Annotated in this window: 22 protein-coding genes; 6 read left to right on the top strand and 16 right to left on the bottom strand. The window is 58.7% G+C overall.

The genetic code is table 11. The features are described from left to right. Positions 1–112: 112 nt before the first annotated feature. Both KGA81_RS26115 and KGA81_RS26120 read right to left on the bottom strand, forming a co-directional pair. Positions 113–436 carry an antibiotic biosynthesis monooxygenase family protein gene (locus KGA81_RS26115; RefSeq protein ID WP_223549865.1) on the bottom strand — a complete coding sequence of 108 codons (324 nt, stop codon included), beginning with the start codon at positions 434–436 and terminating at the stop codon, positions 113–115. Beyond that, a complete protein-coding gene (locus KGA81_RS26120) occupies positions 433–1,140 on the bottom strand; it encodes a CTP synthase (RefSeq protein WP_223549867.1) in 708 nt (235 codons plus the stop codon). Before KGA81_RS26120 ends, KGA81_RS26115 begins: the two co-directional genes overlap by 4 nt. Before the next feature lie 15 nt (positions 1,141–1,155). On the opposite strand from KGA81_RS26120, the gene KGA81_RS26125 reads away from it, so the two are divergent. After that, positions 1,156–2,097, top strand: a complete 942-nt coding sequence (locus KGA81_RS26125) for a LysR family transcriptional regulator (protein ID WP_223549869.1) — start codon at positions 1,156–1,158, stop codon at positions 2,095–2,097. 6 nt (positions 2,098–2,103) lie between these two features. On the opposite strand, the gene KGA81_RS26130 is transcribed toward KGA81_RS26125, so the two are convergent. Then, positions 2,104–2,634, bottom strand: a complete 531-nt coding sequence (locus KGA81_RS26130; RefSeq protein ID WP_223549871.1) for a DUF1003 domain-containing protein — start codon at positions 2,632–2,634, stop codon at positions 2,104–2,106. 124 nt (positions 2,635–2,758) lie between these two features. After that, on the bottom strand, positions 2,759–3,370 hold the full coding sequence (locus KGA81_RS26135) for a TetR/AcrR family transcriptional regulator (RefSeq protein ID WP_223549873.1): 612 nt from the start codon (positions 3,368–3,370) through the stop codon (positions 2,759–2,761). A gap of 215 nt (positions 3,371–3,585) precedes the next feature. On the opposite strand from KGA81_RS26135, the gene KGA81_RS26140 reads away from it, so the two are divergent. Then, complete coding sequence (locus KGA81_RS26140) at positions 3,586–4,641, top strand: MBL fold metallo-hydrolase (RefSeq protein ID WP_223549875.1); 1,056 nt, start codon at positions 3,586–3,588, stop codon at positions 4,639–4,641. 23 nt (positions 4,642–4,664) lie between these two features. Here the strand turns inward: KGA81_RS26140 and KGA81_RS26145 are convergent, their stop codons facing one another. The 4 genes from KGA81_RS26145 to KGA81_RS26160 all read right to left on the bottom strand — a co-directional run bounded on the left by KGA81_RS26145 (position 4,665) and on the right by KGA81_RS26160 (position 6,790). After that, positions 4,665–4,985, bottom strand: coding sequence for a helix-turn-helix domain-containing protein (locus KGA81_RS26145; RefSeq protein WP_223549877.1), 321 nt, complete (start codon positions 4,983–4,985; stop codon positions 4,665–4,667). Then, on the bottom strand, positions 4,978–5,340 hold the full coding sequence (locus tag KGA81_RS26150) for a type II toxin-antitoxin system RelE/ParE family toxin (protein WP_263293467.1): 363 nt from the start codon (positions 5,338–5,340) through the stop codon (positions 4,978–4,980). The genes KGA81_RS26145 and KGA81_RS26150 overlap by 8 nt, the downstream gene beginning before the upstream one ends. Positions 5,341–5,386: 46 nt before the next feature. Further along, complete coding sequence (locus tag KGA81_RS26155; protein WP_108215182.1) at positions 5,387–5,704, bottom strand: hypothetical protein; 318 nt, start codon at positions 5,702–5,704, stop codon at positions 5,387–5,389. Positions 5,705–5,824: 120 nt separating this feature from the next. Beyond that, complete coding sequence (locus KGA81_RS26160) at positions 5,825–6,790, bottom strand: hypothetical protein (RefSeq protein WP_223549879.1); 966 nt, start codon at positions 6,788–6,790, stop codon at positions 5,825–5,827. Between the two features lie 118 nt (positions 6,791–6,908). On the opposite strand from KGA81_RS26160, the gene KGA81_RS26165 reads away from it, so the two are divergent. From KGA81_RS26165 to KGA81_RS26175, 3 genes are all read left to right on the top strand, one after another. Continuing rightward, positions 6,909–8,699 carry a SulP family inorganic anion transporter gene (locus KGA81_RS26165; protein WP_223549881.1) on the top strand — a complete coding sequence of 597 codons (1,791 nt, stop codon included), beginning with the start codon at positions 6,909–6,911 and terminating at the stop codon, positions 8,697–8,699. Positions 8,700–8,743: 44 nt separating this feature from the next. Further along, positions 8,744–12,247 (top strand): alkaline phosphatase family protein, encoded by a 3,504-nt coding sequence (locus KGA81_RS26170; RefSeq protein WP_223549884.1) that lies wholly within the window; start codon positions 8,744–8,746, stop codon positions 12,245–12,247. 62 nt (positions 12,248–12,309) lie between these two features. Beyond that, on the top strand, positions 12,310–12,555 hold the full coding sequence (locus KGA81_RS26175; RefSeq protein ID WP_223549887.1) for a type II toxin-antitoxin system Phd/YefM family antitoxin: 246 nt from the start codon (positions 12,310–12,312) through the stop codon (positions 12,553–12,555). 372 nt (positions 12,556–12,927) lie between these two features. Here the strand turns inward: KGA81_RS26175 and KGA81_RS26180 are convergent, their stop codons facing one another. From KGA81_RS26180 to KGA81_RS26215, 8 genes are all read right to left on the bottom strand, one after another. Then, a complete protein-coding gene (locus KGA81_RS26180) occupies positions 12,928–13,311 on the bottom strand; it encodes a hypothetical protein (protein ID WP_223549889.1) in 384 nt (127 codons plus the stop codon). Next, positions 13,308–14,720 carry a PAAR domain-containing protein gene (locus KGA81_RS26185; protein ID WP_223549891.1) on the bottom strand — a complete coding sequence of 471 codons (1,413 nt, stop codon included), beginning with the start codon at positions 14,718–14,720 and terminating at the stop codon, positions 13,308–13,310. Before KGA81_RS26185 ends, KGA81_RS26180 begins: the two co-directional genes overlap by 4 nt. Then, on the bottom strand, positions 14,717–15,382 hold the full coding sequence (locus KGA81_RS26190; RefSeq protein WP_223549893.1) for a hypothetical protein: 666 nt from the start codon (positions 15,380–15,382) through the stop codon (positions 14,717–14,719). The genes KGA81_RS26185 and KGA81_RS26190 overlap by 4 nt, the downstream gene beginning before the upstream one ends. Before the next feature lie 602 nt (positions 15,383–15,984). Then, complete coding sequence (locus KGA81_RS26195) at positions 15,985–16,698, bottom strand: HNH endonuclease (RefSeq protein ID WP_223549896.1); 714 nt, start codon at positions 16,696–16,698, stop codon at positions 15,985–15,987. Positions 16,699–16,814: 116 nt separating this feature from the next. Next, complete coding sequence (locus KGA81_RS26200) at positions 16,815–17,396, bottom strand: Bro-N domain-containing protein (protein ID WP_263293468.1); 582 nt, start codon at positions 17,394–17,396, stop codon at positions 16,815–16,817. A 360-nt stretch (positions 17,397–17,756) separates the two neighbouring features. After that, positions 17,757–19,004, bottom strand: a complete 1,248-nt coding sequence (locus tag KGA81_RS26205) for a ribonucleotide-diphosphate reductase subunit beta (protein ID WP_223549897.1) — start codon at positions 19,002–19,004, stop codon at positions 17,757–17,759. 524 nt (positions 19,005–19,528) lie between these two features. Next, the gene (locus KGA81_RS26210; protein ID WP_108215200.1) at positions 19,529–19,804 is read right to left on the bottom strand and encodes a hypothetical protein; all 276 of its coding nucleotides are present in this window, start codon (positions 19,802–19,804) and stop codon (positions 19,529–19,531) included. A gap of 189 nt (positions 19,805–19,993) precedes the next feature. Next, entirely contained in the window at positions 19,994–20,257 is a 264-nt protein-coding gene (locus KGA81_RS26215) for a DUF2790 domain-containing protein (protein ID WP_223549898.1), read from the bottom strand. Positions 20,258–20,768: 511 nt separating this feature from the next. Between KGA81_RS26215 and acs the strand changes: the two genes are divergently transcribed. Beyond that, entirely contained in the window at positions 20,769–22,724 is a 1,956-nt protein-coding gene (acs, locus tag KGA81_RS26220) for an acetate--CoA ligase (RefSeq protein ID WP_223549900.1), read from the top strand. Positions 22,725–23,156: the final 432 nt, after the last annotated feature.

Raw genomic sequence — 23,156 nt, forward strand, 5'->3', positions numbered from 1 at the left:
CGAGCAAGCTCGCTCCCACAGGTTTTTGTGTCGGGACCATGTCGTGCGTACACCCGCGCCCCCTGTGGGAGCGAGCTTGCTCGCGATGGCGGCCTGAAAATCACCACATCACTTACTGGTTAAACCCATAAGCCCGCTCAACCCGGCACACCCGTGTATGACACCGCGCATACCAGGTCGAGCGCCCGCGCTCGCGAATGGCAGTGTGCTCAGGATGATGCTTCCACGCCAGAATCGCCGCTTCACTGGCCCAGTACGACACCGTAATCCCAAGCCCATCCTCGCCCCGCGCCGACTCCACACCAAGAAACCCTGGCTGTTCTCGGACCAGTTCCAGCATCCGTGCGGCCGCTTCGGCGTAACCCCAATCCCCCTCGGTGCGCAGTGAGGTGAAGATCACCGCGTAATAAGGTGCCGCTGGCGTATCGGCGATCATGATGAGCGCCCAGCACAGGCTGCGACAAAAGCGCCAACCAATGGCGGCAAGATGCCCTTGAGCGCCGCCCGCTCGGGCTGGAACAAGGTCGCGACAAAGAACGGATGGCCGCTGAGTTCGACTGCGCGCAGCCCTTGTTCTGAATCGTGGCCGACAGCGTGAAGTTCGCGCTTGAGCAACTCCCCTTCGAACTGTGGATTCACCCCATAACGACAGCGATAGCCTTCACGAATCTCGGCGCTTTCGTACGCCTGGGCGATCAGCGAGCCTTCACGTAAATGAATGGTATCGACGGCTTCCACCAATGAGCACGTCAGCGGTGTCAGCAGCGCCCGTGTTGCATCGGGTGAAGTCTCGCCATGTTCGGCATCCGACCAGCCCAGCACATTGCGCGCATATTCCAGCACCGCGTGTTGAAAACCACCGCAGGTGCCGAGGAAAGGTCGCTGTTGTTCGCGGGCAAAACGGATCGCTGTTAATGCGCCATCCGTGCTGCGGTAAGGGCTGGCCGGTACGCACCAGAAACCGTCGAATGTGTGTAGCGCCGTCCCGGCGTGGATTTCATCGGTGGCGAGCCAGTGCCATTGCAGGTTCAGGCCCGTGTGTTCGGCGACCTTTTCGAGGGCGACGGGAATGGCCTGGTGGGCGGTGACGTGTGGGTCGTAGTCGCCGATCAAGGCGATGCGAATCGGGCGGTTTTCCATGCGGGGCCTCTGCACTTGTTGATTGCTGATGCCCACTATAGATTGGCGTTCACGCACTCAATATTGGCGTTTTCCCAAGTGATCAATGCAGCGACGCACTATCGACTGGACTACCCGGACCTGACCCTGATTCTCGCGCTGGTGCGCGGCGGTTCTCTGGCCCGGGCTGCGCAACTGCTGAAGGTGGATGTCTCGACGGTGTTTCGAGCGGTGCGCCGGCTGGAGGCTGCACTGGGTCAGCAATTGTTCGAAAAAAGCCGCGCCGGTTACCTGCCCACCACCCAGGCGCAGTCCCTGGCGGAACAGGCCGAGCGCGCCGAGCAGGCACTGGAGGCGGCGCGCATCGGTGTGGAGCAGGGCGGTGAAGTGATCAGTGGCATCGTGCGCCTGACCTGTACCGATTCGGTCCTGCAAGGTTTGCTGTTGCCGGCGCTGGCGAAGTTCATGCCGAACTATCCGGCGCTGACCCTCGAACTCAGCACGTCCAATGATTTTGCCAACCTCAGCCGGCGGGATGCCGATATCGCCCTGCGCCTGACCCGCACGCCACCGGAGCATCTTGTAGGACGGCGATTGGCAGATGTTTCCTACTGCGTGTGTGCCAGCCAGCGATACCTGCGATCGGTCAATACCACCGACCTGGCCGCATTGACCTGGATCGCCCCGGATGACTTCCTGCCGGATCACCCGACCGTTGCCTGGCGTCGCCAGGCCTTGCCGGGCATAACGCCGGGCTATCGCTGCAACAGCATGCTGTCGGTGACCGAGCTGGTCAGGGCGGGGCTGGGGGTCGCAGCGTTGCCGGACTTCTTGATCGGCGACGAATTACAGCCGCTGAGCGAGCCGTTGCACGGATACGACACTGCACTGTGGCTGCTGACCCGTCCCGACTGCCGCGCCTTGCGCTCGGTGGTCACCTTGTTCGATGAGTTGGGGCGGGCGCTGAAACTGCCGTGAAACCGTTCAGGTTCTTGGCTCATCCTTGTGAACCAGGTGCTGATGCATTTGCGTGGTCAGGTTATCGATGCGCTCGGTGAGAGCCTTGGTCATCTCCGTGAGGCGAGTGTTCTGTTCAAGCAGCTCCAGCAGTTGCGCAGAGTTTTTCGCGGCCTGCGCCTGTCGCTCGCTGTTGGCGGTCGCCAGTGCTTCGCGGTGCTGCGCATCGGCATCGGATTGGGCTTTGTCCCGGGCAGCCTGACGCGTCTGGGCCAACAGAATCAATGGTGCGGCATAGGCCGATTGCAGGCTGAAAGCCAGGTTGAGCAAGATGAACGGGTACACATCGAAGTGGGTGAACCCGGAAGCGTTGAGGCACACCCAGGCCACCACGATCAGCGTTTGTGCGCCGAGAAAAGTCGGTGTACCGAAGAACCGCGCAAAGGCTTCGGCGCGCAGGGCAAACTTGTCATTGCCAAAGGTCGGCGCGAGGTGGGCATGAGGACGATGGAAACGCAGGTGATCGACGTGGGCGGCGGTTTCGTGGTTGGTGGTCATGATGCTCTCTGTATGGCGCTGGGACTGAGGCTCACTATAGCCTCAGCGCCGGTTTCATTCTGAAACACATGCGCCGTTCAACGCAGAGCCATCAAATGTTCGACATTGCTGTCGACATTGTCATTTATTGCGCCTGATAGCAGGCCAGAAACATGTCCAGCGCGGACTCGGCCACCCGGTGTTGTTCTTCGGCTGACAAGCCCGGTTGCCCCATGGAAATCTGCGGCCAGAATGCAAAGGTCTTGAGCAGGCCATGGATCTGTTGAGCGGCGAATTCGGGAGCCACGGCCTTCAATCGGCCATCCGCTTGAGCGGTCCGAATCCACACCGTCAGCCCCTCTTCGCGTTCGCCCATTCGAGCCACCATGTCCTGCGCCCGCTCCGGGGAGTGAATCGTCGTCGCGATCGCCACCCGCGCCAGGTCGAGAAAATTGTCATCGCCCAACATTTGCAGCTTGGCCATCAACAACACGCGCAGTTGATCGCGCAGCGGCAGATCGGAACGGTAGGCCGTTTCCTGTTCTGCCGTCACCCGGATCCATAACTGATTGAGGATCTCGGCGAACAACTCTTCCTTGCTGGGAAAGTGGTTGTACACCGTGCGCTTCGACACACCGGCAGTGGCAGCAATCTTGTCCATGCTGGTGATCTCGAAACCGTTGTCACGGAATTCGTCGATCGCGGCTTGAATGATCGCTTGGCGTTTTCGGTCAGTGAGGCGCTGTGGAGCTGTCATAAGTACGCTTCGGCAGGAAGAAGGGAAGAATTACACTCGGTAGTTTACTTGTCATCGACTTTGATGCAACCTAGAAACTACACTGTGCAGTGTAATGTTTTGTTAACCCTGCCCAGCAAAAATAGAAAGTCCGGCTGATGCGTGCGTGCCTTGGCCATTTATCGTCCCAAAGCGGAGAATCGTGCGATGCGCGGTTTTTCTGGAGTCATTCAGTCATGGCCAATTCAAACTCCCCGGCGGACAACGCCTCCACACCTGAAGCGTCCCGACAGGCTCAAGGGCAGTACCAGAACTTCACGCCGGTTCAGCGTTTAAGCTTTGGCAAAACCATGGGCATCCTGTGGAACGCGCTGTTCCACAAACCGCAGAACACCCGCCCGAGCGCGCCCGTTCCGGTGCAAGCCCTGACTCAAGCCGCACTGATCGCCGCGCCCAACCACAGCGTCTATCGCCTGGGCCACTCCACGGTGCTGCTCAAGCTGCGCGACAAGTTCTGGATCACCGACCCGGTCTTCGCCGAGCGCGCCTCACCGGTGCAATGGGCCGGCCCCAAGCGTTTCCACCAGCCACCGATCAGCCTGGAAGAATTGCCACCGATCGAAGCGGTGATCCTGTCCCACGACCACTATGACCACCTGGATCATGCGGCCGTGCTCAAGCTTGCGGACAAGACCAGATATTTCCTTACCCCGCTGGGTGTAGGCGACACCCTGATCAAATGGGGCATCGACGCCAGCAAAGTCCGCCAACTGGATTGGTGGCAAGGCACGGAAGTCGATGGCATCCAGTTCATCGCCACCCCGTCGCAGCACTTTTCCGGCCGTGGCCTGTTCGACAGCAACAGCACCCTCTGGGCCTCGTGGGTGATGATCGACGGCGACACACGCATCTTCTTCAGCGGCGACAGCGGTTACTTCGACGGCTTCAAACGCATCGGCGAACAGCACGGCCCATTCGATCTGACCCTGATGGAAACCGGTGCCTACAACGTCGACTGGCCGCATGTGCACATGCAACCCGAACAAACCCTGCAAGCCCACCTCGACCTCAAGGGCCGCTGGCTACTGCCCATCCACAACGGCACCTTCGACCTGTCGATGCACGCCTGGTACGAACCCTTCGACCGCATCCTGGCCCTGGCCTGGGAACGCAACGTATCGATCACCACACCGCAGATGGGCGAGGCGTTCAACTTGATGCATCCACAGCGTGGTGGGGCGTGGTGGCTGGCGGTGGAAGGGGAGTGTGAGCGGGTGGTGCAGAACGCGTAGAGAAATTAGCTGAGTTGTAGACCTCAGCTAAAAACCACGTCAATTCGGCCTTCTTTGCGTGAGCGCGGGGCCGACTTGATCACGATTTGCACATCACGCCCGAGAAGTAATAGGCATTCCATCATCTTGGCTTCACTGATCCCACGAAATTTTCCGCGCAGCATTTCAGATAGCTTGGGCTGTGACAGACCTAAAATTTCGGATGCCTGAACCTGAGTCAAATGACGAGCCTTGATGATTTCGCCTATTTTTGCGGCCAATTGGGATTTGACTCGCATTTCATTGGCGTTGGGTGTCCCGAGGTCTTCGTAGACGTTGCCACTGCTTTCTTCGATTTCAATCATGTCCTGATCCTTTTGCGTGTTCCTGCGCCGCTTGAAGTCTCTTCCTGATCAAATCGACGTCGCACTGCGCGGTTTTGATTCCCGTGGTCGACTTTTTCTGAAAACAGTGCAGAACATAAACAGCGTTGCCAAAACGAACGGTATAAACGGCACGATAGGTGTTCGTATCGAAGTCCTCAATCAACTCAAGGACTCCAGCACCACCAAAACCTTTCAGTGGTTTTGCATCCGGATGCTTCTTGCTGCTTTGGGCCAGATCAAGCGCATGGCCAAAAACGTCCTGTACATCTGCGGGCATCTGCTTGAGATCTTTTTTGCTGCTGCTAACCCACAGGAGTGGCTTCCTTGTACTCATGTGAAAATATACCTATATTGGAATAATCGTCAATCGATGAATTGGTTCACTCCACCATCGCAAAATCCGCCCGCCCAACCGGATTCGGCGTCGACCCCTTCACATTCATCCCCCGACCCGGCGCAAACCCCGGGAAGAACACCAACCCTTCGGCTTCAAGCCGATAGGCCAGCGCCAGGCGCGTGACATCCCGCACCTCCTGTCGCGCCTCGAAGCGTTGAATGGCCTCCACCGAGACGCTGGACTCCCGCGACAGCTCTTGCACACTCCAGCCCAGCATCGCTCGGGCCTGGGCGCAGTGGGCCGGGGTGAATTGGAAGAGGGCGATACGTTCCAGGGTGATTTTCATCGCTTGAGAGGCCATGGTGTTCTCCGGGCTCGAGAGTGTTGGTTCAAAATATACTGTGTTTTTGTACAGTTGTTTTGAGCCCGGATCAAACGCATTTTTTAATTTTTCTTTTCAGGCAGACGAACGGTGCTGCGCTTATTTGCCCGCCAACCCCGGTGCTTCCCGCAGGATAAAGTGATCCAGATTCTCGATATTGGCGCTGAACACCCCGAACGTCTGCTCGGGGTTTTTCTTGCTCGGCACCTGCTTGAGCTCGGGCGTCACGCCATAAAAGAAGCAATACAACTCCCGCCCGCTCTCGATGGCGTGCTTGATCTCTTCCAGGAACGCCTTGCGCTTGCGGTAGCTGTCGATGAGCTTTTTGCTCAGGTAGACATTGACCGAGTACGGCTTCTTCTCGAACCAGACCTTCTTCTCGAAGTCGATGCGAAAGCTCTGGGTGTAGTCCTTGATCTCCTTGACCTTGCCCCAGTAAATCAGCCCCTTGTTGTCCTGCAGGTATTCGATCTTCTTGAAAAACGACGCGTAAGGCGCGGTGTGCTCGCCAATCTTCAGCGGCACGCGCTTGAGCAAATCCTTGTCGTCGAAGTTTGAAACGAAACACTCCACCGGATGGGCGAAGACGCTGGTCTTGTCCGGGGCCGATTCCTTGCTCGGCTGCTCGACGTTGCTGACCGCCTTGGGTGTCAATGGCTCATCCCGAACCACATCGGCAATCACCATTGGGCTGGACGGCTTACGCACATATTCACGCCGGGTCAGTAACAATTCCGACGGGAAATGTTCCTCGCGACTGTCATCCGTTTCCACCTCATCCGCACCCGACGCCGGCGTCTTCAAGCTGACATAAGGGCAACCCTCGACATGCCGTGTACTTGGCAAGTTCTTGAAGTGCGGCGTGCGCACGTAATTCACATTCTTGGCGTTGAACGTGCCCAACTCATTGGCCGCATCGAACGCCAGGCGACAGGCATCGTTGGGGCACTGGAAGTGTTCCCTGGCGGAATCGAAATCCATCGTCTCGTCGAAATTCAGGTCCCGAACGTCATAGATCGACAACTTGTCGTTGAGGCTGAGGCAGTAGGCGAGGTCGAATTTCATGTCGGCTTCCAGGTCCTTTAGGTGACCAGCTTCCAGTGATGGCGCATTCGAAGCAATAGCTACACTCAGATCACTTCGATATCGCCGAGCCTGCACAGTCCATCAACGAGGGCGGTTAATGAGCCATTCAGATGCTTCGCCGCCCGTTTCGGAGCCGGGCCGGATAGCCCGCCGGGATGAACAGAGCGGTTGGCGCCGCTGGCTGCCGGGGCTGGGCATGCTGCGTGAATACCAATTGGCATGGTTGCGTTACGACATCGTGGCCGGTCTGGTGCTGACCACAATGCTGGTGCCCGTCGGTATCGCCTATGCGGTGGCCTCGGGCGTGCCGGGCATTTATGGCCTCTATGCGACCATCGTTCCGCTGCTGTTTTATGCCTTGTTCGGCCCCAGCCGCATTCTGGTGATGGGGCCGGATTCTTCCCTGGTGGCCGTCATCCTTGCCGTCATCCTTCCACTCTCCGGCGGCGACCCGCAGCGTGCCGTCGCCCTGGCGGGGATGATGGCGATCGTCTCGGGAGCGGTGTGTATCCTGGCTGGTATGGCGCGCCTGGGGTTTATCACCGAGCTGCTGTCCAAACCGATCCGCTACGGCTACATGAACGGCATCGCCCTGACCGTATTAATCAGCCAATTGCCCAAACTGTTCGGTTTTTCGATTGAGTCCGACGGCCCATTGAGAAACATATGGGCCATCGCCTCAGCGGTGCTGGAGGGAAAGGTCAACTGGACCACCTTTATGGTGGGCGGGCTCACCCTGGCGGTGATCCTGCTGCTCAAAAGGTGGCCGCGGTTGCCGGGCATCCTGATCGCCGTGGCAGGCGCGACAGTCGCCGTGGGTGTACTCGACCTTGCGACACGCGCCGGTGTGTCGGTCCTCGGTTCGCTCCCCCAAGGCTTGCCCGGGTTCGCCATCCCCTGGATCACCACCGCCGATATGGTCCCGGTGTTGATCGGCGGTTGCGCCGTCGCGCTGGTCTCGTTCGCCGACACCAGCGTGCTTTCCCGTGTCTACGCGGCGCGGACCCGCACCTACGTCAACCCGAATCAGGAAATGGTGGGCCTGGGCATCGCCAATCTGGCGGCCGGATTCTTTCAGGGTTTCCCGATCAGCAGCAGCTCGTCACGGACGCCCGTGGCCGAGGCCGCCGGAGCCAAAACCCAGATGACCGGCGTCGTCGGCGCACTGACGGTTGCCTTGTTGCTGCTGGTGGCGCCGGACCTGTTGCAGCACTTACCGTCCAGCGCCCTGGCGGCGGTGGTGATCGCCTCGGCCATTGGCCTGATCGAGATCACCGATCTGCGCCGGATCTATCGCATCCAGCGCTGGGAATGCGGGCTATCGATTGTCTGTACGGTCGGCGTGGCCGTGTTCGGCGCGATCCAGGGCATCGGCCTGGCCATCGTGATTGCCGTCATTGAGTTCCTCTGGGATGGCTGGCGCCCGTACTCCGCGGTGTTGGGCCGCGCCGACGGGGTCAAGGGCTACCACGACATCAAACGCTACCCCGACGCGCGCCTGATCCCCGGCCTGGTCCTGTTTCGCTGGGATGCGCCCTTGTTCTTCGCCAACGCCGAGCTGTTCAACGACCGGGTGCTGGACGCCGTGGCGGCATCGCCCACACCGGTGCGCAGGCTGGTGGTCGCCGCAGGCCCCGTCACCAGCGTCGACGTGACCTCCGCCGACATGCTCGCCGAACTGGACGACACGTTGCATGCGGCGGGTATCGAGCTGTGCATTGCCGAGATGAAAGACCCGGTCAAGGACAAGCTCAAGCGATTCGGGTTGTTTGCGCGGTTGGGGGAGACGGCGTTTTTTCCTACACTCGGGACGGCTGTGGACAGCTATATGGCGAACTATCAGGTGGATTACAGGGAGCGGGAAGATGAAGGGAAAGGATTGGCGTGAAACCCGCGAGATCGAAACAGAGACTTCATATCAAGGAGCGAACCATGCCGAACAACTGGCCCGCCGGGATTGAGCACGTTGTCGTGCTGATGATGGAAAACCGATCATTCGATCATCTGCTGGGGGATTACACCCGCATCAACCCCGCGTGTGACGGTATCAACCGGAACGCGCCCAGCACCAATGCGCTGAAGCTGGCCAATGGCAGTTCGACGGTGATCACCCAGGCCTCGGAGTTCCCGGAGAACTACAGCCTGTGGGCGCCGCCGCCCCCTCTACCTCCGGCGCTGCCGCCGGGCAATAGTGAGGGTTTCGACCTTGGCCACGAGTTCGTCAACGTGGAGAAACAACTGGGCGTCTCCTTCAAGACCAGCCCGGCCAACCCTACGCTCGCCGGTTTTGCCCAGGATGCCTACGACAAGGCCCGCACCGACCTGAAGGTCTACAAAACCTGGTCGCAATCCATGGCCCAACGGGCGATGAACTACATCCCGTTCGGCGCCACGCCGGCCGACGATACGTTGCCGGCGATTCATGGATTGGCGCGTAACTTCACCGTCTGTGATCGCTGGTTTTCCTCAGTGCCAGGCCCGACCTGGCCAAACCGTTTTTTTGCCATGCTCGGCAGTTGCAATGGCCACTTGCTGATGCCCTCCACCGGCACGGTGCTAGCCGGGATCAAAAGCCTGATCGCCCAGTTCGGCGGCGAGAGCATTTTTTCGCTGCTGCGTAACAACGGCCACGACGCGCGCATTTATTCCGACGGCGCCGTGCCGCTGGCGGCGCTGGTCAAGGGTGGTTTGCAGCACCTGAACATCGACGACTTCAAGTCGGACGTCGCCGGTAACAGGCTCCCTGAACTGTCCTGGATCGAGCCGAGTTATGGCCTGCTCAACGGCAAGCTCGGGCCCAACGTGTCGCACCATCCACCTGAAGACCTGCGCTTCGGCGATCGGTTTGTCGGTGAGGTGTTCAACGCCTTGTCGGCCAACACCGCTGTCTGGAACAAAACCCTGTTCGTGCTGCTGTACGACGAACATGGCGGCTTCCATGACCACGTGGTGCCGCCGACTTGCGTGGCGACCGGTTCAACGGTCGATGTCCCCTGGAAAAACCCCTTCACCCGTCTCGGCGTGCGTGTGCCAGCGATCCTGGCGTCGCCCTGGCTCAAGCCGGGTTTGATCCCCTGGACGGGCGATGTCCAGGCGCAGCATTACGATCACACCAGCCTGCTGGCGTTTCTTTGCGATCACTTCAAGTTGCCACGTAGTGCCCTCGGCCCACGGGTGGTCGCCGCGCAGCATTTCGGTAATGCGCCCATCTGGCGCACTGCACCGGGCGTATCGGCTGCGCCAAAATTGGCGACCACCGTGGTGCCAAGTCGCGCCGGGTTGCCGTTGATCGAGTCGGAACTGGCGACCCAGAGTCGACAAGTGGTGGACAGCGCCACCGGTTACCTCGACGGCCTCGACCCAGAGCAGATCTGGAAGAGCAGTGCCCAATGGGTCAGCGGTTTTCTCGGCAACCGCAGCCGTGCCTTGGCCGATCCCGGTCAGGCTGCGCTCACCCCGGCCGCGCCCAGTGCGGACAGCCTGGAGGCGAAACTGCGGCGCCTGCAGGATTTGATGGTCACCGCTCAAGGGCAAACGGCTCCTCCGGTGGCGGCGCCTGCCAGCAAAGCCTTGGCAGAGCCGGGAGCGGAAGTCGCGCCAACACGGCTGCGCGTCCTGTGCCTGCCCGGTGTGGGGTTCGCGCCAGCCAGCCAGGGGCAGGGCGGTATCGATGGGAATTGGCAGGAACAATGGCGTACCTTGATCCGCACTCAACTGGCGCAGAACGGTCGTCTCATCGACGACCAGGACATCGACTTTCTGACTTTCGATGACCAGCTCAAAGAGGGGCCGGACTTCGCCCAGATCACCCGAGGCCTGGCGATGCTGAGGGCCGACGCCAAGGGCAAGGCCGACGAGAATTTCGGCAGTTGGGGCCTGCCGGTCAATCAGATGCTGCGCACCACGGTGGGCGCCCTCGTGCAATGGATCGAAGACGCCGAACTGCGCACAGAGTTGACGCAACATCTGCTGGCGAAGGTCGAGGCATTCAATCCGCAGATCATCTTCGCCCAAGGCCTGGGCAGCCTGATCGGCTACGATGCCCTGCGCCGGTCGGTGGCGAAAAAAGGTTCGGCGCTCAAACGCATCGATGGCCGAGTGTTCGTCAGCTTCGGCTCACCGATCGCACTGCCACTGGTGATGCGCGAAGTGTGGGGCGGGCGGGTCCTGCGCCTGAGCGAAAACGGTCGAGGCATCCGCCGCTGGTTCCACCTGCACAACCCTGACGACGGCTTGCTGACCCGGCCAATCACCTCGCCGGATTCCGCGCGGGTCGACCTGCAAACTGAATTCAGCGTGCCATTGCGCGATGACCTGCTCGACCTCAATCACGCCGCCCAGGCCTACTTGTCGTCACCCACCAGCCAGACCGGCCTGTGGCCACAACTGGCCCGCGACGTGGTGGCGGCACGGGCACTGGAAGTGCCGGCGTTCCTGTCCCGCAGCGGCCAACGCAAACGCCGCGCCCTGGTGGTCGGCATCAACGATTACCCCGACCCGAGCGCACGCCTCGACGGCTGCATCAACGACACCTACCTGATCAGCCGCATGCTCCAGGAAAGCGGCTACGACGCCGGCGACATCCGATTGCTGCACGACGCCCGAGCGACCCGGGCCAACTTCGTCGAACGCCTCGAATGGCTGGTGGAAGGCGCCCGCGCCGGCGACGAGCGCGTGCTGTTCTACTCCGGCCACGGCACCCAACTGCCGGTCTACAGCAGCAGCGGTGAAGCCGACTGCATGGACGAAACCCTGGTGCTCCACGACTTCGACTGGGACGACGAAAGCACCCACTTCACCGACAAACTGTTCCGCCAGTTCTACAGCCACTTGCCCTTCGACCCGGACGGCCACGGCGCCAAACTCACCGTCATGTTCGACTGCTGCTACGCCGGCGGCATGACCCGCGGCAACGGCCGCGTGCGCGGCATCACCCCACCCAGCGACATCCGCCACCGCATGCTGCGCTGGGACCCCTACGCCGGCGACTGGGACCGCCGCGTCTACGCCGTCGACAGCGACCACCGCGACTTCAGCGAACAAGACCACACAACCCGCGGCCTCACCCGCACCCGCACCACCCAAGGCGCCGCCACCGGCCTGCGCCCCGAGAAAAAAGCCCAACTGCTGCGCCAAGGCAAACTCTACGGCCACCACGGCCCCTACATGCCCCTGATGCTCTACGCCGCGCGGGAGAACGAAAAAGCCAGCGAATATGTGGCGGGCTCCAACCACTACGGCGCCTTCACCTACGCCCTGGTCGAACAACTGCGCAAATTGCATCAGGAGGATGCGACGTTGGGGTTTGATCAGCTGATTGAACGGGTGGGGAGTGTGCTGAGCGCCAGGTCGTTGGGGCAGACGCCGGAGGTTGTTGGGCCGAGTGGGGTGAGGGCGGCGGTGTGTCCGTGGCGGATTAGTGGGTTGGGGAGGTGAGGGGTTGGCCTATCGAAAAGCTAAGGCTTCGGCTAGTTTGGCTAACTCCATGGAGGTGCCAAATGACTGAGCGGGTAAAAGTAAACATGCGCGAAGCCAAATCACAGCTTTCCCAACTTGCCGAGCGTGCCTGGAATGGTGACAACGTGGTGATCACCAAAAACGGTAAGCCTTACCTGGATCTGCTGCCCCATGTTGATACACCTCGGGCTCGAACGCCTGGGCGGTTGAAGGGGGCAATCCGGATGTCTGCGGATTTCGACAAGACACTCGAGGATCTAATCGATGGATTTGAGGACCGTCTATGAGGCGCTTGCTGAATTGATGTTTCCCAAACCGACGCAGATCCCCTGTAGGAGCGAGCCTGCTCGCGATTCGCAAGACCAACGCAGCAACCAAGCCAGCCACCAACCTTGTGGCGAGGGGGCTTGCCCCCGTTGGGCCGCGAAGCGGCCCCAAATACTGCAACTCGGGTGCTACAGATAAACCGAATTGTGCGGATTGACGACTGCTTTGCAGTCGGTGAAAAAACGGCACCTTCCGGTGCCGCCCGACTGGTCGCATTCACGTGATTGGCATACCCCGGTATCTGCCCCGGCGCTCCGGCCTTGTCCCAATGGTGCACCAGGCTGCGACTGGAAATGCCAAGGGCCGTCTTTAGCTTGGAGTATTCGTCCATCCTATAATCTGAATTTCACTAGCAGAGATGCAACCAGCAGCCAAACACCGCTACCAACCAACATCACTGCTTTGATTTTCAGAAGACGCTTAAGGTGCGGAGGGAAGTTTTTAATATCCACGGGGTCCAGCTCACCAATCCGGATTGATGCTTTGGGCATCATCACCATCCCGGCGATTTTTGCTACCAGCATGAGGCACCCAAACCATCCCTGATTCCGCAGGCCCGGCCCCCAGATGTAGATATAACGACTGTTTTTCAGGGCTTCCATCATGGCGTCCAGATGACGGCCCAAATAAAGGGAGTACGCGATACCCGCAACTCCCAATAGCAGTGGCCCGCCATTGAAAACGAGAACCGCCCAGACAGGCCAATTGCTGATCAAGGCTGAGCAGCCTCATACAGTGTCTCGCCGATGACCTCTCCCTGTTGAGCACCTCTGGTCGTACCCACCCATGCGCCAACACCAATTACTGTTGCCACACAGATAACTCCTCCCACGCCTGTAGAGAATCCAAGCGCCAAGCAGACAGGGCCACTTGTATATTTGCCTATCTCACCACCGATAATTCCACCAACAGTAGACCCAGCAAATTTCCCCCCTTCGGTGAACCTGACCTTCTCGCAAGCCGCTCCAGAGTCACCAACACAAACCTCCTGAATAGCCAGCAATGAAGAAACCCCGCCAATCCCAATGCCGATGTAACCACCGGTGCTCATGTACTTCGCCGCCCGACTGGTCGCATTCACATGAGTGGCATACCCCGGTATCTGCCCCGGCGCTCCGGCCTTGTCCCAGTGATGCACCAGGCTACGGCTGGAAATACCCAGCGCCGTTTTCAACTTGGGATGGTCGCCCAAGGTGGTCTGGCCACGCAGGCGAGTGGAGTTCAGCAAGTGGGCGTCCAGTTGCGCGAGCAGGCGCTGGCGTTCGGCGAAGAACTGCGGTGATTTGAGGTGGCCGTGCTGGCGATAGCTGTCCTGATGCAGGCGCTCCATGGCTTGCAGGGTGTCACGCAGTCGAGTCAGGTGTTTTTCCATCACCACCGCGCTGACGCCGAGCCAGGTCGAAGTCTCGCCGGTAAAACTGGCGATTTCCGCCGCGTGGCGGAACATGAACTCGGCCTCCTCCGGCGTCAGGGGATCGAGGGCGGCCCTGACCTGCTGCGCGGCCTGCATCAGCTGCGCTTCCTGATAGGTGCAGGAGGTGTTGTTCGGGTCGCTCAGTACGATCAACGAGCCGGCTTTGATGTTGTCTGATACTGGGTTGAGTGCCCGAAACTTGCGCATCACGGCGGCATCGGGCGTGGCGAACAGCGTGGCCTCCAGGGCCTCGCGGGTCATGCTTTTGGGCACCACATAGAAGCCCGGTTCTTGAGGTTCCGCACGGGCGAATATCACAGGCGCCGGTGGGTTCGAAGGGGCGAAACCAGGCTGACGTGGCGTGGCCGGTTGACTGGTTGCCGCACTGGAAACGGGTTGCACAACGCTCCTGTCCGTTCGCGGTGCGGAGTTAGCGTTGCGATAGGTCGCCGTGACCACAGAAGGGATCAGTCGGGCCTTGCAGGGACAATCGCTGTGGCTGTCCAGCGTGCCCGCCATGGCTTTGCCATGACTGATCATGTGCGAAATGCCACCGACGATCTTGTAGGTCTTGCCGTCCTTGCCACAGGTGACTCGATCACCCTCGCGGGCATGGGCAATGCCGTACATCATGATCCGGGTGTCACCATCCAGGACCTTGCCGCCACAGGTGGTCTTGTCATGCAGGCCAATGAAATGTCCGTCGTTCATTGATGTTCCTCCTCCTTGATGGAAGGCAGAAAGTCCTCGGCCATACGCACACCTTCACGCCCCACCAACAAACAACCGCCTTGTAAGGTGTTGATGACCTCGTCGCCATTGCAGAGACGGCTGCCGACCAGCGCCACATTGCTATTTTCTTGTCCCGCGCCCGTGACGATCTGCGCCGTACGCCCATCGGCGTACAGGACGCAATCGCCTTTCTGTGCCGCACGTACGCTCCGGCCACTCTCCAGCGTAAACTCCAGCGGCGATGTCGCTTGCTGGACTACCCCGCCGTCGCGGGTTTGGCTACCTTCGGTTGCTAAGCGATAAACGGCGCGAGCGGGATGAGCTTTCATGTATGCCTGCCCCTGGCGAACAACTGCCAGAGCTTCGTCGCAAAATTGCGCAGGTCGTTCTTCAGTGAAATGGGGGGCGTCAAGACTGCGAAGAAATTCAGCGGAGACTTCGTTGGTATACGAGGGGTGCAATGGTGCATTCATTTGCAACTTCCTTATCGTCATCGGTTTGAGTTGCCTTTCCTTCTCATCTCGGCAGAAGCGTTGAGCAGAGAGAATATTGGGCGACGACGAATAAGACGGTGGATCGCCTGCTGAACGCAATCCAATGGCATAGCCAAAATGAACGAATAGGAATTTTCGCAATAACAAACAACCCATTTCCTACAATGGTAGTTACAAGAAGTGTTTTTTGCGCAGTGGAAGCCCGCTGTGTGTGGTTATTTCACGTGCGAGCGTAGTCCGGAGTATCAGACAAACCGAATTCTGCGAATCCCCTGTGGGAACGAGCCTCGCGATTCGCAGGACTAACGCAGCAACCAAGCCAACCACCAACCCTGTGGCGAGGGGGCTTGTTGGAACGCCGAACCGCCCCGTTGGGCTGCGCAGCGCCCCTAAATGCTGCAACTCGGAAGCATCAGGCAATCCGAATTGTGCGGATTGACGATTTGCACTCAGAACAAAAAATCCGCTGCCTGTAATTCAGGCAGCGGATTTCTGTAAGGGTGAACAATCAGTACCCACGCATCACTCCCGATCCCCTGTGTGCGAGCCTGAACGCGATTAGCAACCAAGCCAGCCACCAACCTTGTGGCGAGGGGGCTTGTCGGAACGCCGAACCGCCCCGTTGGGCTGCGAAGCGGCCCTAAATACTGCAACTCAGGTGCATCAGATAAACCGAGTTGTGCGGATGGACGACTGCTGCGCAGCCGAACGGGGGCAAGCCCCCTCGCCACAGGTTTTGTTCCGCTCCGTTATTCGGGTTTCAACCGTTTCACCTTTGTATAAAGCAAAGCTGTGAATTCATCCCGGTCACTCGAATGGTGACAACGTCGATGACAGTTTGGGCATAGCGCTACAGCATTGCTCGGACGGTCTGAACCTTCCTGTGCCAAATGCTTAACGTGGTGAACCTCAAGAAACGGACTGCCCGACTTTTCAAACGGAGCAGGCTTGCCACAGCCTTCGCATTTACCTTTAGCCTGCTGGCGAACCCACGCTCTCACTTCCGGATCGCGAACATACGACTTTCCGCTGGACTGAGTCTGCTCTGGTTTCTCAATCCCCTTCGGCTCGACTTTAATCGGTTGTCGCTCAAGCTTTGCAGCTCGCTGCTCCAGCTTCGCCTCGTCGGCTGTCGGGGCGAAGTCTTCGGGAGTCAAAGGGCCAGGTGCATTGAGTGCTTCACGAATGATCTTCGCAACTTTGGCGCCGACATTCTTGGCGGGTTTGTAGCCCTCAATGCGATCACGCCCGAGTTCAACCAATACGGTAGAAATGTTCTGCATCCGAAACTCAACCGAACCTTTGGTCCGGCCAGCCAAAGCACCCTCACGCAGGACGCGATTTTCATGAGCCTTATTGATCGCCTGTCCGTTCTGCTCGCGAGAAAGCATGCTGAGATAGGCATCGACAGCAGCCTGAATCTCTACCTCACTCCAATCGCCGTTGTTCTTTTCCGTATCCATACAATCGCCGAGGGTTAAACACCCTCGGACGATACTGAGTGGCCACTACGGCTGTCTACGAAAATTCCTACACAAAGAAGAGAAGGATCTCGCAAGTGGTCCTACAAGCAGGTCACCTAACCCATCGAATGCTTCGACGACTGAAACACCTGCACAACTTTCCGCCACCAAGGCTTAACCACCGGCGTCCGCTGTTGCGTGTGATTGAGCAACAGGTAAGGCATGTCCCGCAGCCGAATCCAACCTTCATCCTGCCAATGCAGCAGGCTCAGCGACATTTCCGGCCAATCCAACAAACTCAGCATCGGTCGATCCGAATTACCCGATTGCTGCGCATCACGTAAGGCCGGAACCACTTGATGGGTTATCCACTCGCGCAGCAACCGATTTCCAGGCGCGTAGTGATACACCAATAGTGCATAAACACCGGACTCACTGAGCATTAACTGCTTTTCCGGCAGCCGGTAATACTCAATCCACAATGATCGGTGTTGGTCTTTGTCTAGCTTGTTGACCATGCGTTCACTTAGATGGAAACCCATCAAGCGTCCGATATCGCGGGCGCTGAACCATGGTTGGTTTTCAAGGAGGAGGGCGTGTAGAGGGAGGTTATGGCGAGTGAAAGTTGTAGAAATGTACGGATCAGATATGACTGATCTTTGAGGTGCCGCTGAGCGGCGGTGCGTGTCGAATTGCATTTCCATTACCCCTACGTAGGAAGTTGAAGAGGGCCGGAACCCGACGTAGAGGATCTAAGAAGTCCCAACAGCTTTACCTCTTACACACAGAGTTTGCGCATATATGGCTGATATCAGCATGCGTTCTGTGTGAGGAAGTTAGCTTCTACGTTGGGCGTTTCTTAGGCACCTGCAATTGATTTTATATTTGCTATGAACGGTCATCAATGAGGAAGGAGCCGGAATTGCTGTAGGGGATTTTGCATTTGCTGAGAGTTGGAGTAAGAATTTTCCTAGGCTACAAAAAAGCCCCGATCAGATCGGGGCTTTTAGGTTTTCGATTCGTCGACTCAAGTCGTCAAATCACGGCAAGCTCTTGAATCAATCCCAGCTCAAAGCCCCACCAGTCTGATACTCAATAACCCGAGTCTCAAAGAAATTCTTCTCTTTCTTCAAGTCCATGATCTCGCTCATCCAAGGGAACGGGTTCGTAGTCCCCGGATACTCTTCCTTCAACCCAATCTGCGACAGGCGACGGTTAGCGATGAACTTGAGGTAGTCCTCCATCATCGCCGCGTTCATGCCCAACACGCCGCGAGGCATAGTGTCGCGAGCGTATTCGATCTCCAGCTGAGTGCCCTGCAGAATCATCTGCGAAGCTTCTTCCTTCATCTCGGCATCCCACAAGTGCGGGTTCTCGATTTTGATCTGGTTGATCACGTCGATGCCGAAGTTCAGGTGCATGGATTCGTCGCGCAGGATGTATTGGAACTGCTCGGCGACGCCGGTCATTTTGTTGCGGCGGCCCATGGAGAGGATCTGGGTGAAGCCGCAGTAGAAGAAGATGCCTTCCAGGACGCAGTAGTAGGCGATCAGGTTGCGCAGCAGTTCTTTGTCGGTTTCGACGGTGCCGGTTTCGAACTTCGGATCGGAGATCGAGCGGGTGTATTTCAGGCCCCAGGTGGCTTTTTTCGCGACCGACGGGATCTCGTGGTACATGTTGAAGATTTCGCCTTCATCCATGGCCAGCGATTCGATGCAGTACTGGTAGGCGTGGGTGTGGATCGCCTCTTCGAAGGCCTGGCGCAGGATGTACTGGCGGCATTCCGGGTTGGTGATCAGGCGGTACACGGCCAGGACCAGGTTGTTGGCAACCAGGGAGTCGGCGGTGGAGAAGAAGCCGAGGTTGCGCATGACGATGCGGCGCTCGTCGTCGGTCAGGCCTTCCGGGTTTTTCCAGAGGGCGATGTCGGCGGTCATGTTGACTTCCTGCGGCATCCAGTGGTTTGCGCAGCCGTCCAGGTACTTCTGCCAGGCCCAGTCATATTTGAATGGCACGAGCTGGTTGAGGTCGGCGCGGCAGTTGATCATGCGCTTTTCGTCAACGGCGACACGGGCGGAGGCGCCTTCGAGTTCGGCGAGGCCTTCGGCGACGTCGAGGGAATCCAGGGCTGCCTTGGCGCGGGCCACGGCGGCGGAGTCATTGGCGGTCACGGCGCGGGCTTCCAGGGCGGCGGCACCGCCGGCGCTGTCGAGACGGTCCATGTTGGCTTCGGTGGCGTGACCGGCGTTGGCGCTCTTGACTGCTACTTCCGTGTCTTCTTTGTCGAATTCGTCCCAGCTCAGCATGACGTGTCGTCTCCTGCGTGAGGGCCAGTTGCCCGTGTGAAAATGGATAGTTGGTTTTTCACACGGCCTTACTGGCCGCGTTGGATCTAAAGGAATCGTTTTTTGCAGCAGCTATACGCAGGCATCAAACAGAATTTTGTACGGGTTCCGAGAGCCACTGATGGGCGCAGCAAGCGTTGATCGCTTGTGCGGGGCTTCAGACTGGCTTTTCGTCCCTGTAAGGGAATATTGCAGTCCCGTTTAAGGCCGCATTATAGGGAAGTTTTGCGTGCTGTGGGGCGGTGAAATGGCTTGCGGATCGGTCGACGGCGGCCGTATTTCGGTCGGAGCGAGGGTTTACAGGGCTTTGAAGGATGTTGGCGGGGGAAGATTTTTTTTCCTGAATTTTTGCCCTGGATTATTTTTGCTCAAGAAATAACCAAAAAAGGCTTTTTTCACTACATCTTGTGTTTCGGTGGGGTTTTCTCAGGCTCCAGACACAACTAAGCCCGACCGAAGTCGGGCTGTGAGGTCACGCTGGCGGATCAGCTCAGGCGAGCGGCACCGATGTGGTCGGCACCATCGGCGGCGAGGCGGGCGGCACCCGTGTGGTCAGCGCCGTCGGAAGCCAGTTTGCCGGCGCCAATGTGGTCTGCGCCATCGGCGGCGAAGGACGCTGAACCGGTGTGGTCGTAACCGTCGGCAGCGACAGCGGCTTCAGTGGTGTAGGCAGCCGAGCCGGTGCGGTCGTAACCATCGGCGGCGAAGGTGTTGGCAGCCAGGACGGAGAGGGTCAGGGCGAGGATCAGTTGGGTTTTCATGGTCGTTGCTCCAGTTTCGCAGGCGTTGTTTGTCTTGGGTTGCAGTTGATTCTACGCGGACTATTTCGATTAAAAAGCGCAAATAAATGCTTAAAATAATCGACATAATCGATCATTAAGGTTCGGCGCTTCATCTGCCTGATCGTGGCGGGTGGGTCGAACCTTATTGGGGGAGGGGTGAAGCAGGGATCAGCCGTTAGAGCAGCCGTTGCCCATCGCGCTGTAACGCAGGATATGCCGTTGACCGTGGGAATCTTCGTATTCCATTTTCATGGGTACCACTTCGCACACGTTCGGGGCTTCGCTCATGGAGATCACTTTGGCGATGTCCAGATTCATCGAGTAAGTGTATTCCTCAACGGGCGGTTGTTGCTGGGCGACATCAGCCGGGACCTCGCCGGCCATGGCGGTTACGCACACGCTGCTGAGGGCCAGAACCAATAAAGCTTTCATTTGATATTTACCTTTTAAAGGTCGAGTGGGGGCACGCAATCCTTTTGGGATTGCGTGTGGAGCTTCAGTACCTGGGTGTTTGATTAACTGCCTTCGTGGGGGCTGTAACTTGGTTAATCAGGTTGCCTTGTTGGCGTGGCTGATTTTAGGCGTGGGTCTTTCGATCATATAGCCGTGGTTTTGATAAACACCTTTGACAGATTCTGTAACAATCCCCGGAGTTCGTGTGTAAACGCCTGTGTAGGAGCCGGCTTGCTGGCGATCTCGGTGACGTGGTGTGTCAGGTATGCCGTCTTCGCTGGCAAGCCAGCTCCTACAGGGTTTTGTGTGAAGTTCAGGAGGGTATCTACCTCGTATGGAGTACGACGGTTTATCCCCGGTGTGGCAGGGTGGATGGCTATTTCAGCGCATTTTGTAGGGGCTTGTTACTACCATCGTCGAATGGTTCTATAGGCCCGGCCCGGCTAAAACGTGGTCATACAAAAACAACTATTCCACCGAGGTAAGAAAGATGAGTGCGGCTTCCCTGTATCCCGTTCGTCCCGAGGTTCTGGCTAACACGCTGACCGACGAGGCGACCTACAAGGCGATGTACCAGCAGTCGGTCGTCAACCCCGATGGCTTCTGGCGCGAGCAAGCCAAGCGCCTCGACTGGATCAAGCCTTTCACCACGGTGAAGCAGACTTCTTTCGACGATCACCATGTCGATATCAAGTGGTTCGCCGACGGCACCCTGAACGTTTCCTACAACTGCCTGGACCGGCATCTGGCCGAGCGCGGCGATCAGGTCGCGATCATCTGGGAGGGCGATGACCCTGCCGAAAGCCGCCACATCACTTACCGCGAACTGCACGAGCAAGTCTGCAAGTTCGCCAACGCCCTGCGTGGCCAGGACGTGCATCGCGGCGACGTGGTGACTATCTATATGCCGATGATCCCCGAAGCCGTGGTCGCCATGCTGGCCTGTGCCCGGATCGGCGCGATTCACTCGGTGGTGTTCGGCGGCTTCTCGCCGGAAGCCCTGGCCGGTCGCATCATCGACTGCAAATCCAAAGTGGTGATCACCGCCGACGAAGGCATTCGTGCCGGCAAGAGGATCCCGCTCAAGGCCAACGTCGACGACGCGCTGACCAACCCGGAAACCAGCAGCATCCAGAAAGTCATCGTGTGCCAGCGCACCGGTGGCGAGATCAAGTGGAACCAGCATCGTGACATCTGGTTCGAGGACCTGATGAAGGTGGCCGGCACCGTGTGCGCGCCGAAAGAGATGGGCGCTGAAGAAGCGCTGTTCATCCTTTATACCTCCGGCTCCACCGGCAAGCCGAAGGGCGTGCAGCACACCACCGGCGGTTACCTGTTGTACGCGGCCATGACCCACGAGCGCGTGTTCGACTACCGTCCGGGTGAAGTCTACTGGTGCACCGCCGACGTCGGCTGGGTCACCGGCCACAGTTATATCGTCTACGGCCCGCTGGCCAACGGCGCGACCACGCTGTTGTTCGAAGGCGTGCCGAACTACCCGGACATTACCCGGGTGTCGAAGATCGTCGACAAGCACAAGGTCAACATCCTCTACACCGCACCGACCGCGATCCGCGCGATGATGGCTTCGGGCACCGCCGCCGTTGAAGGTGCTGACGGCAGCAGCCTGCGCCTGTTGGGTTCGGTGGGTGAGCCGATCAACCCGGAAGCCTGGGACTGGTACTACAAGAATGTCGGCAAGTCCCGTTGCCCGATCGTCGACACCTGGTGGCAGACCGAAACCGGCGGCAACATGATGAGCCCGCTGCCGGGTGCTCACGCGCTCAAGCCGGGTTCTGCGGCGCGTCCGTTCTTCGGCGTGGTGCCGGCGCTGGTGGACAACCTGGGCAACATCATCGAAGGCGAGGCCGAGGGCAACCTGGTGATTCTCGACTCGTGGCCAGGCCAGGCGCGTACGCTGTTTGGCGACCATGACCGTTTCGTCGATACCTACTTCAAGACCTTCAGTGGCATGTACTTCACCGGTGACGGCGCCCGTCGCGATGCCGATGGTTACTACTGGATCACCGGTCGTGTGGACGACGTACTCAACGTGTCCGGCCACCGCATGGGCACCGCCGAGATCGAAAGCGCGATGGTCGCGCACCCGAAAGTCGCCGAAGCCGCGGTGGTCGGTGTGCCGCACGACATCAAGGGGCAGGGCATTTATGTGTATGTCACCCTGAAAAACGGTGAAGAGCCGAACGAGCAGCTGCGCCTGGAACTGAAAAACTGGGTGCGCAAGGAGATCGGCCCGATTGCTTCGCCGGATGTCATCCAGTGGGCGCCGGGGCTGCCGAAGACGCGTTCGGGCAAGATCATGCGGCGGATTCTGCGCAAGATTGCTACGGCTGAATACGATGGGTTGGGTGACATTTCCACCCTGGCTGATCCGAGCGTGGTGCAGCATTTGATTGATACGCACCGGACGATGAATGTCGCGTAAGCGGTGGTTCTGAGTCGCTGAAAGCCCCGTCAGGTGTTGAGCCTGGCGGGGCTTTTTTGTGCCTGGGGTTTTTGTGTTGGCTGGGCTGGCCTCTTCGCGGGCAAGCTCCTGCAGGGGCTTTGTGGTGTGACCTGGATCGCGTGTACACCACAAATCCCTGTAGGAGCAGGCTTGCCCGCGAAGGCGATCTGTCAGGCGCTGCAGCAGCATCTACCAATAAATATCGGGTTCCTCTGTCGGCATCTTCCTACTGTTACCCCCGATCTTTCAGGTTACTGAATGTGTAACCGCATCGCGCCAATACGGGGCATTGGGAAACGCCGAGGCTCAAATCCGGGCCTGAAATGCACCTCAAAAAAATAAGCTTCTACACTGCGCTTGCCGGATTACAAGGGTTTGCCAATAATAGGCCCGCAATTTGCAACATAGATC

Source organism: Pseudomonas sp. A-B-19 (assembly GCF_019947515.1).
Classification (GTDB): domain Bacteria; phylum Pseudomonadota; class Gammaproteobacteria; order Pseudomonadales; family Pseudomonadaceae; genus Aquipseudomonas.

Coding starts and splice junctions, on each gene's coding strand:
- KGA81_RS26200 (WP_263293468.1), bottom strand. CDS start 17,396: ATGCAATTCGACACGCACCGCCGCTCAGCGGCACCTCAAAGATCAGTC.
- KGA81_RS26160 (WP_223549879.1), bottom strand. CDS start 6,790: ATGAAATTCGACCTCGCCTACTGCCTCAGCCTCAACGACAAGTTGTCG.
- KGA81_RS26215 (WP_223549898.1), bottom strand. CDS start 20,257: ATGAAAGCTTTATTGGTTCTGGCCCTCAGCAGCGTGTGCGTAACCGCC.
- KGA81_RS26195 (WP_223549896.1), bottom strand. CDS start 16,698: ATGGATACGGAAAAGAACAACGGCGATTGGAGTGAGGTAGAGATTCAG.
- KGA81_RS26150 (WP_263293467.1), bottom strand. CDS start 5,340: ATGAGTACAAGGAAGCCACTCCTGTGGGTTAGCAGCAGCAAAAAAGAT.
- KGA81_RS26140 (WP_223549875.1), top strand. CDS start 3,586: ATGGCCAATTCAAACTCCCCGGCGGACAACGCCTCCACACCTGAAGCG.
- KGA81_RS26145 (WP_223549877.1), bottom strand. CDS start 4,985: ATGATTGAAATCGAAGAAAGCAGTGGCAACGTCTACGAAGACCTCGGG.
- KGA81_RS26175 (WP_223549887.1), top strand. CDS start 12,310: ATGACTGAGCGGGTAAAAGTAAACATGCGCGAAGCCAAATCACAGCTT.
- KGA81_RS26115 (WP_223549865.1), bottom strand. CDS start 436: ATGATCGCCGATACGCCAGCGGCACCTTATTACGCGGTGATCTTCACC.
- KGA81_RS26185 (WP_223549891.1), bottom strand. CDS start 14,720: ATGAACGACGGACATTTCATTGGCCTGCATGACAAGACCACCTGTGGC.
- KGA81_RS26205 (WP_223549897.1), bottom strand. CDS start 19,004: ATGCTGAGCTGGGACGAATTCGACAAAGAAGACACGGAAGTAGCAGTC.
- acs (WP_223549900.1), top strand. CDS start 20,769: ATGAGTGCGGCTTCCCTGTATCCCGTTCGTCCCGAGGTTCTGGCTAAC.
- KGA81_RS26170 (WP_223549884.1), top strand. CDS start 8,744: ATGCCGAACAACTGGCCCGCCGGGATTGAGCACGTTGTCGTGCTGATG.
- KGA81_RS26210 (WP_108215200.1), bottom strand. CDS start 19,804: ATGAAAACCCAACTGATCCTCGCCCTGACCCTCTCCGTCCTGGCTGCC.
- KGA81_RS26120 (WP_223549867.1), bottom strand. CDS start 1,140: ATGGAAAACCGCCCGATTCGCATCGCCTTGATCGGCGACTACGACCCA.
- KGA81_RS26130 (WP_223549871.1), bottom strand. CDS start 2,634: ATGACCACCAACCACGAAACCGCCGCCCACGTCGATCACCTGCGTTTC.
- KGA81_RS26135 (WP_223549873.1), bottom strand. CDS start 3,370: ATGACAGCTCCACAGCGCCTCACTGACCGAAAACGCCAAGCGATCATT.
- KGA81_RS26165 (WP_223549881.1), top strand. CDS start 6,909: ATGAGCCATTCAGATGCTTCGCCGCCCGTTTCGGAGCCGGGCCGGATA.
- KGA81_RS26155 (WP_108215182.1), bottom strand. CDS start 5,704: ATGGCCTCTCAAGCGATGAAAATCACCCTGGAACGTATCGCCCTCTTC.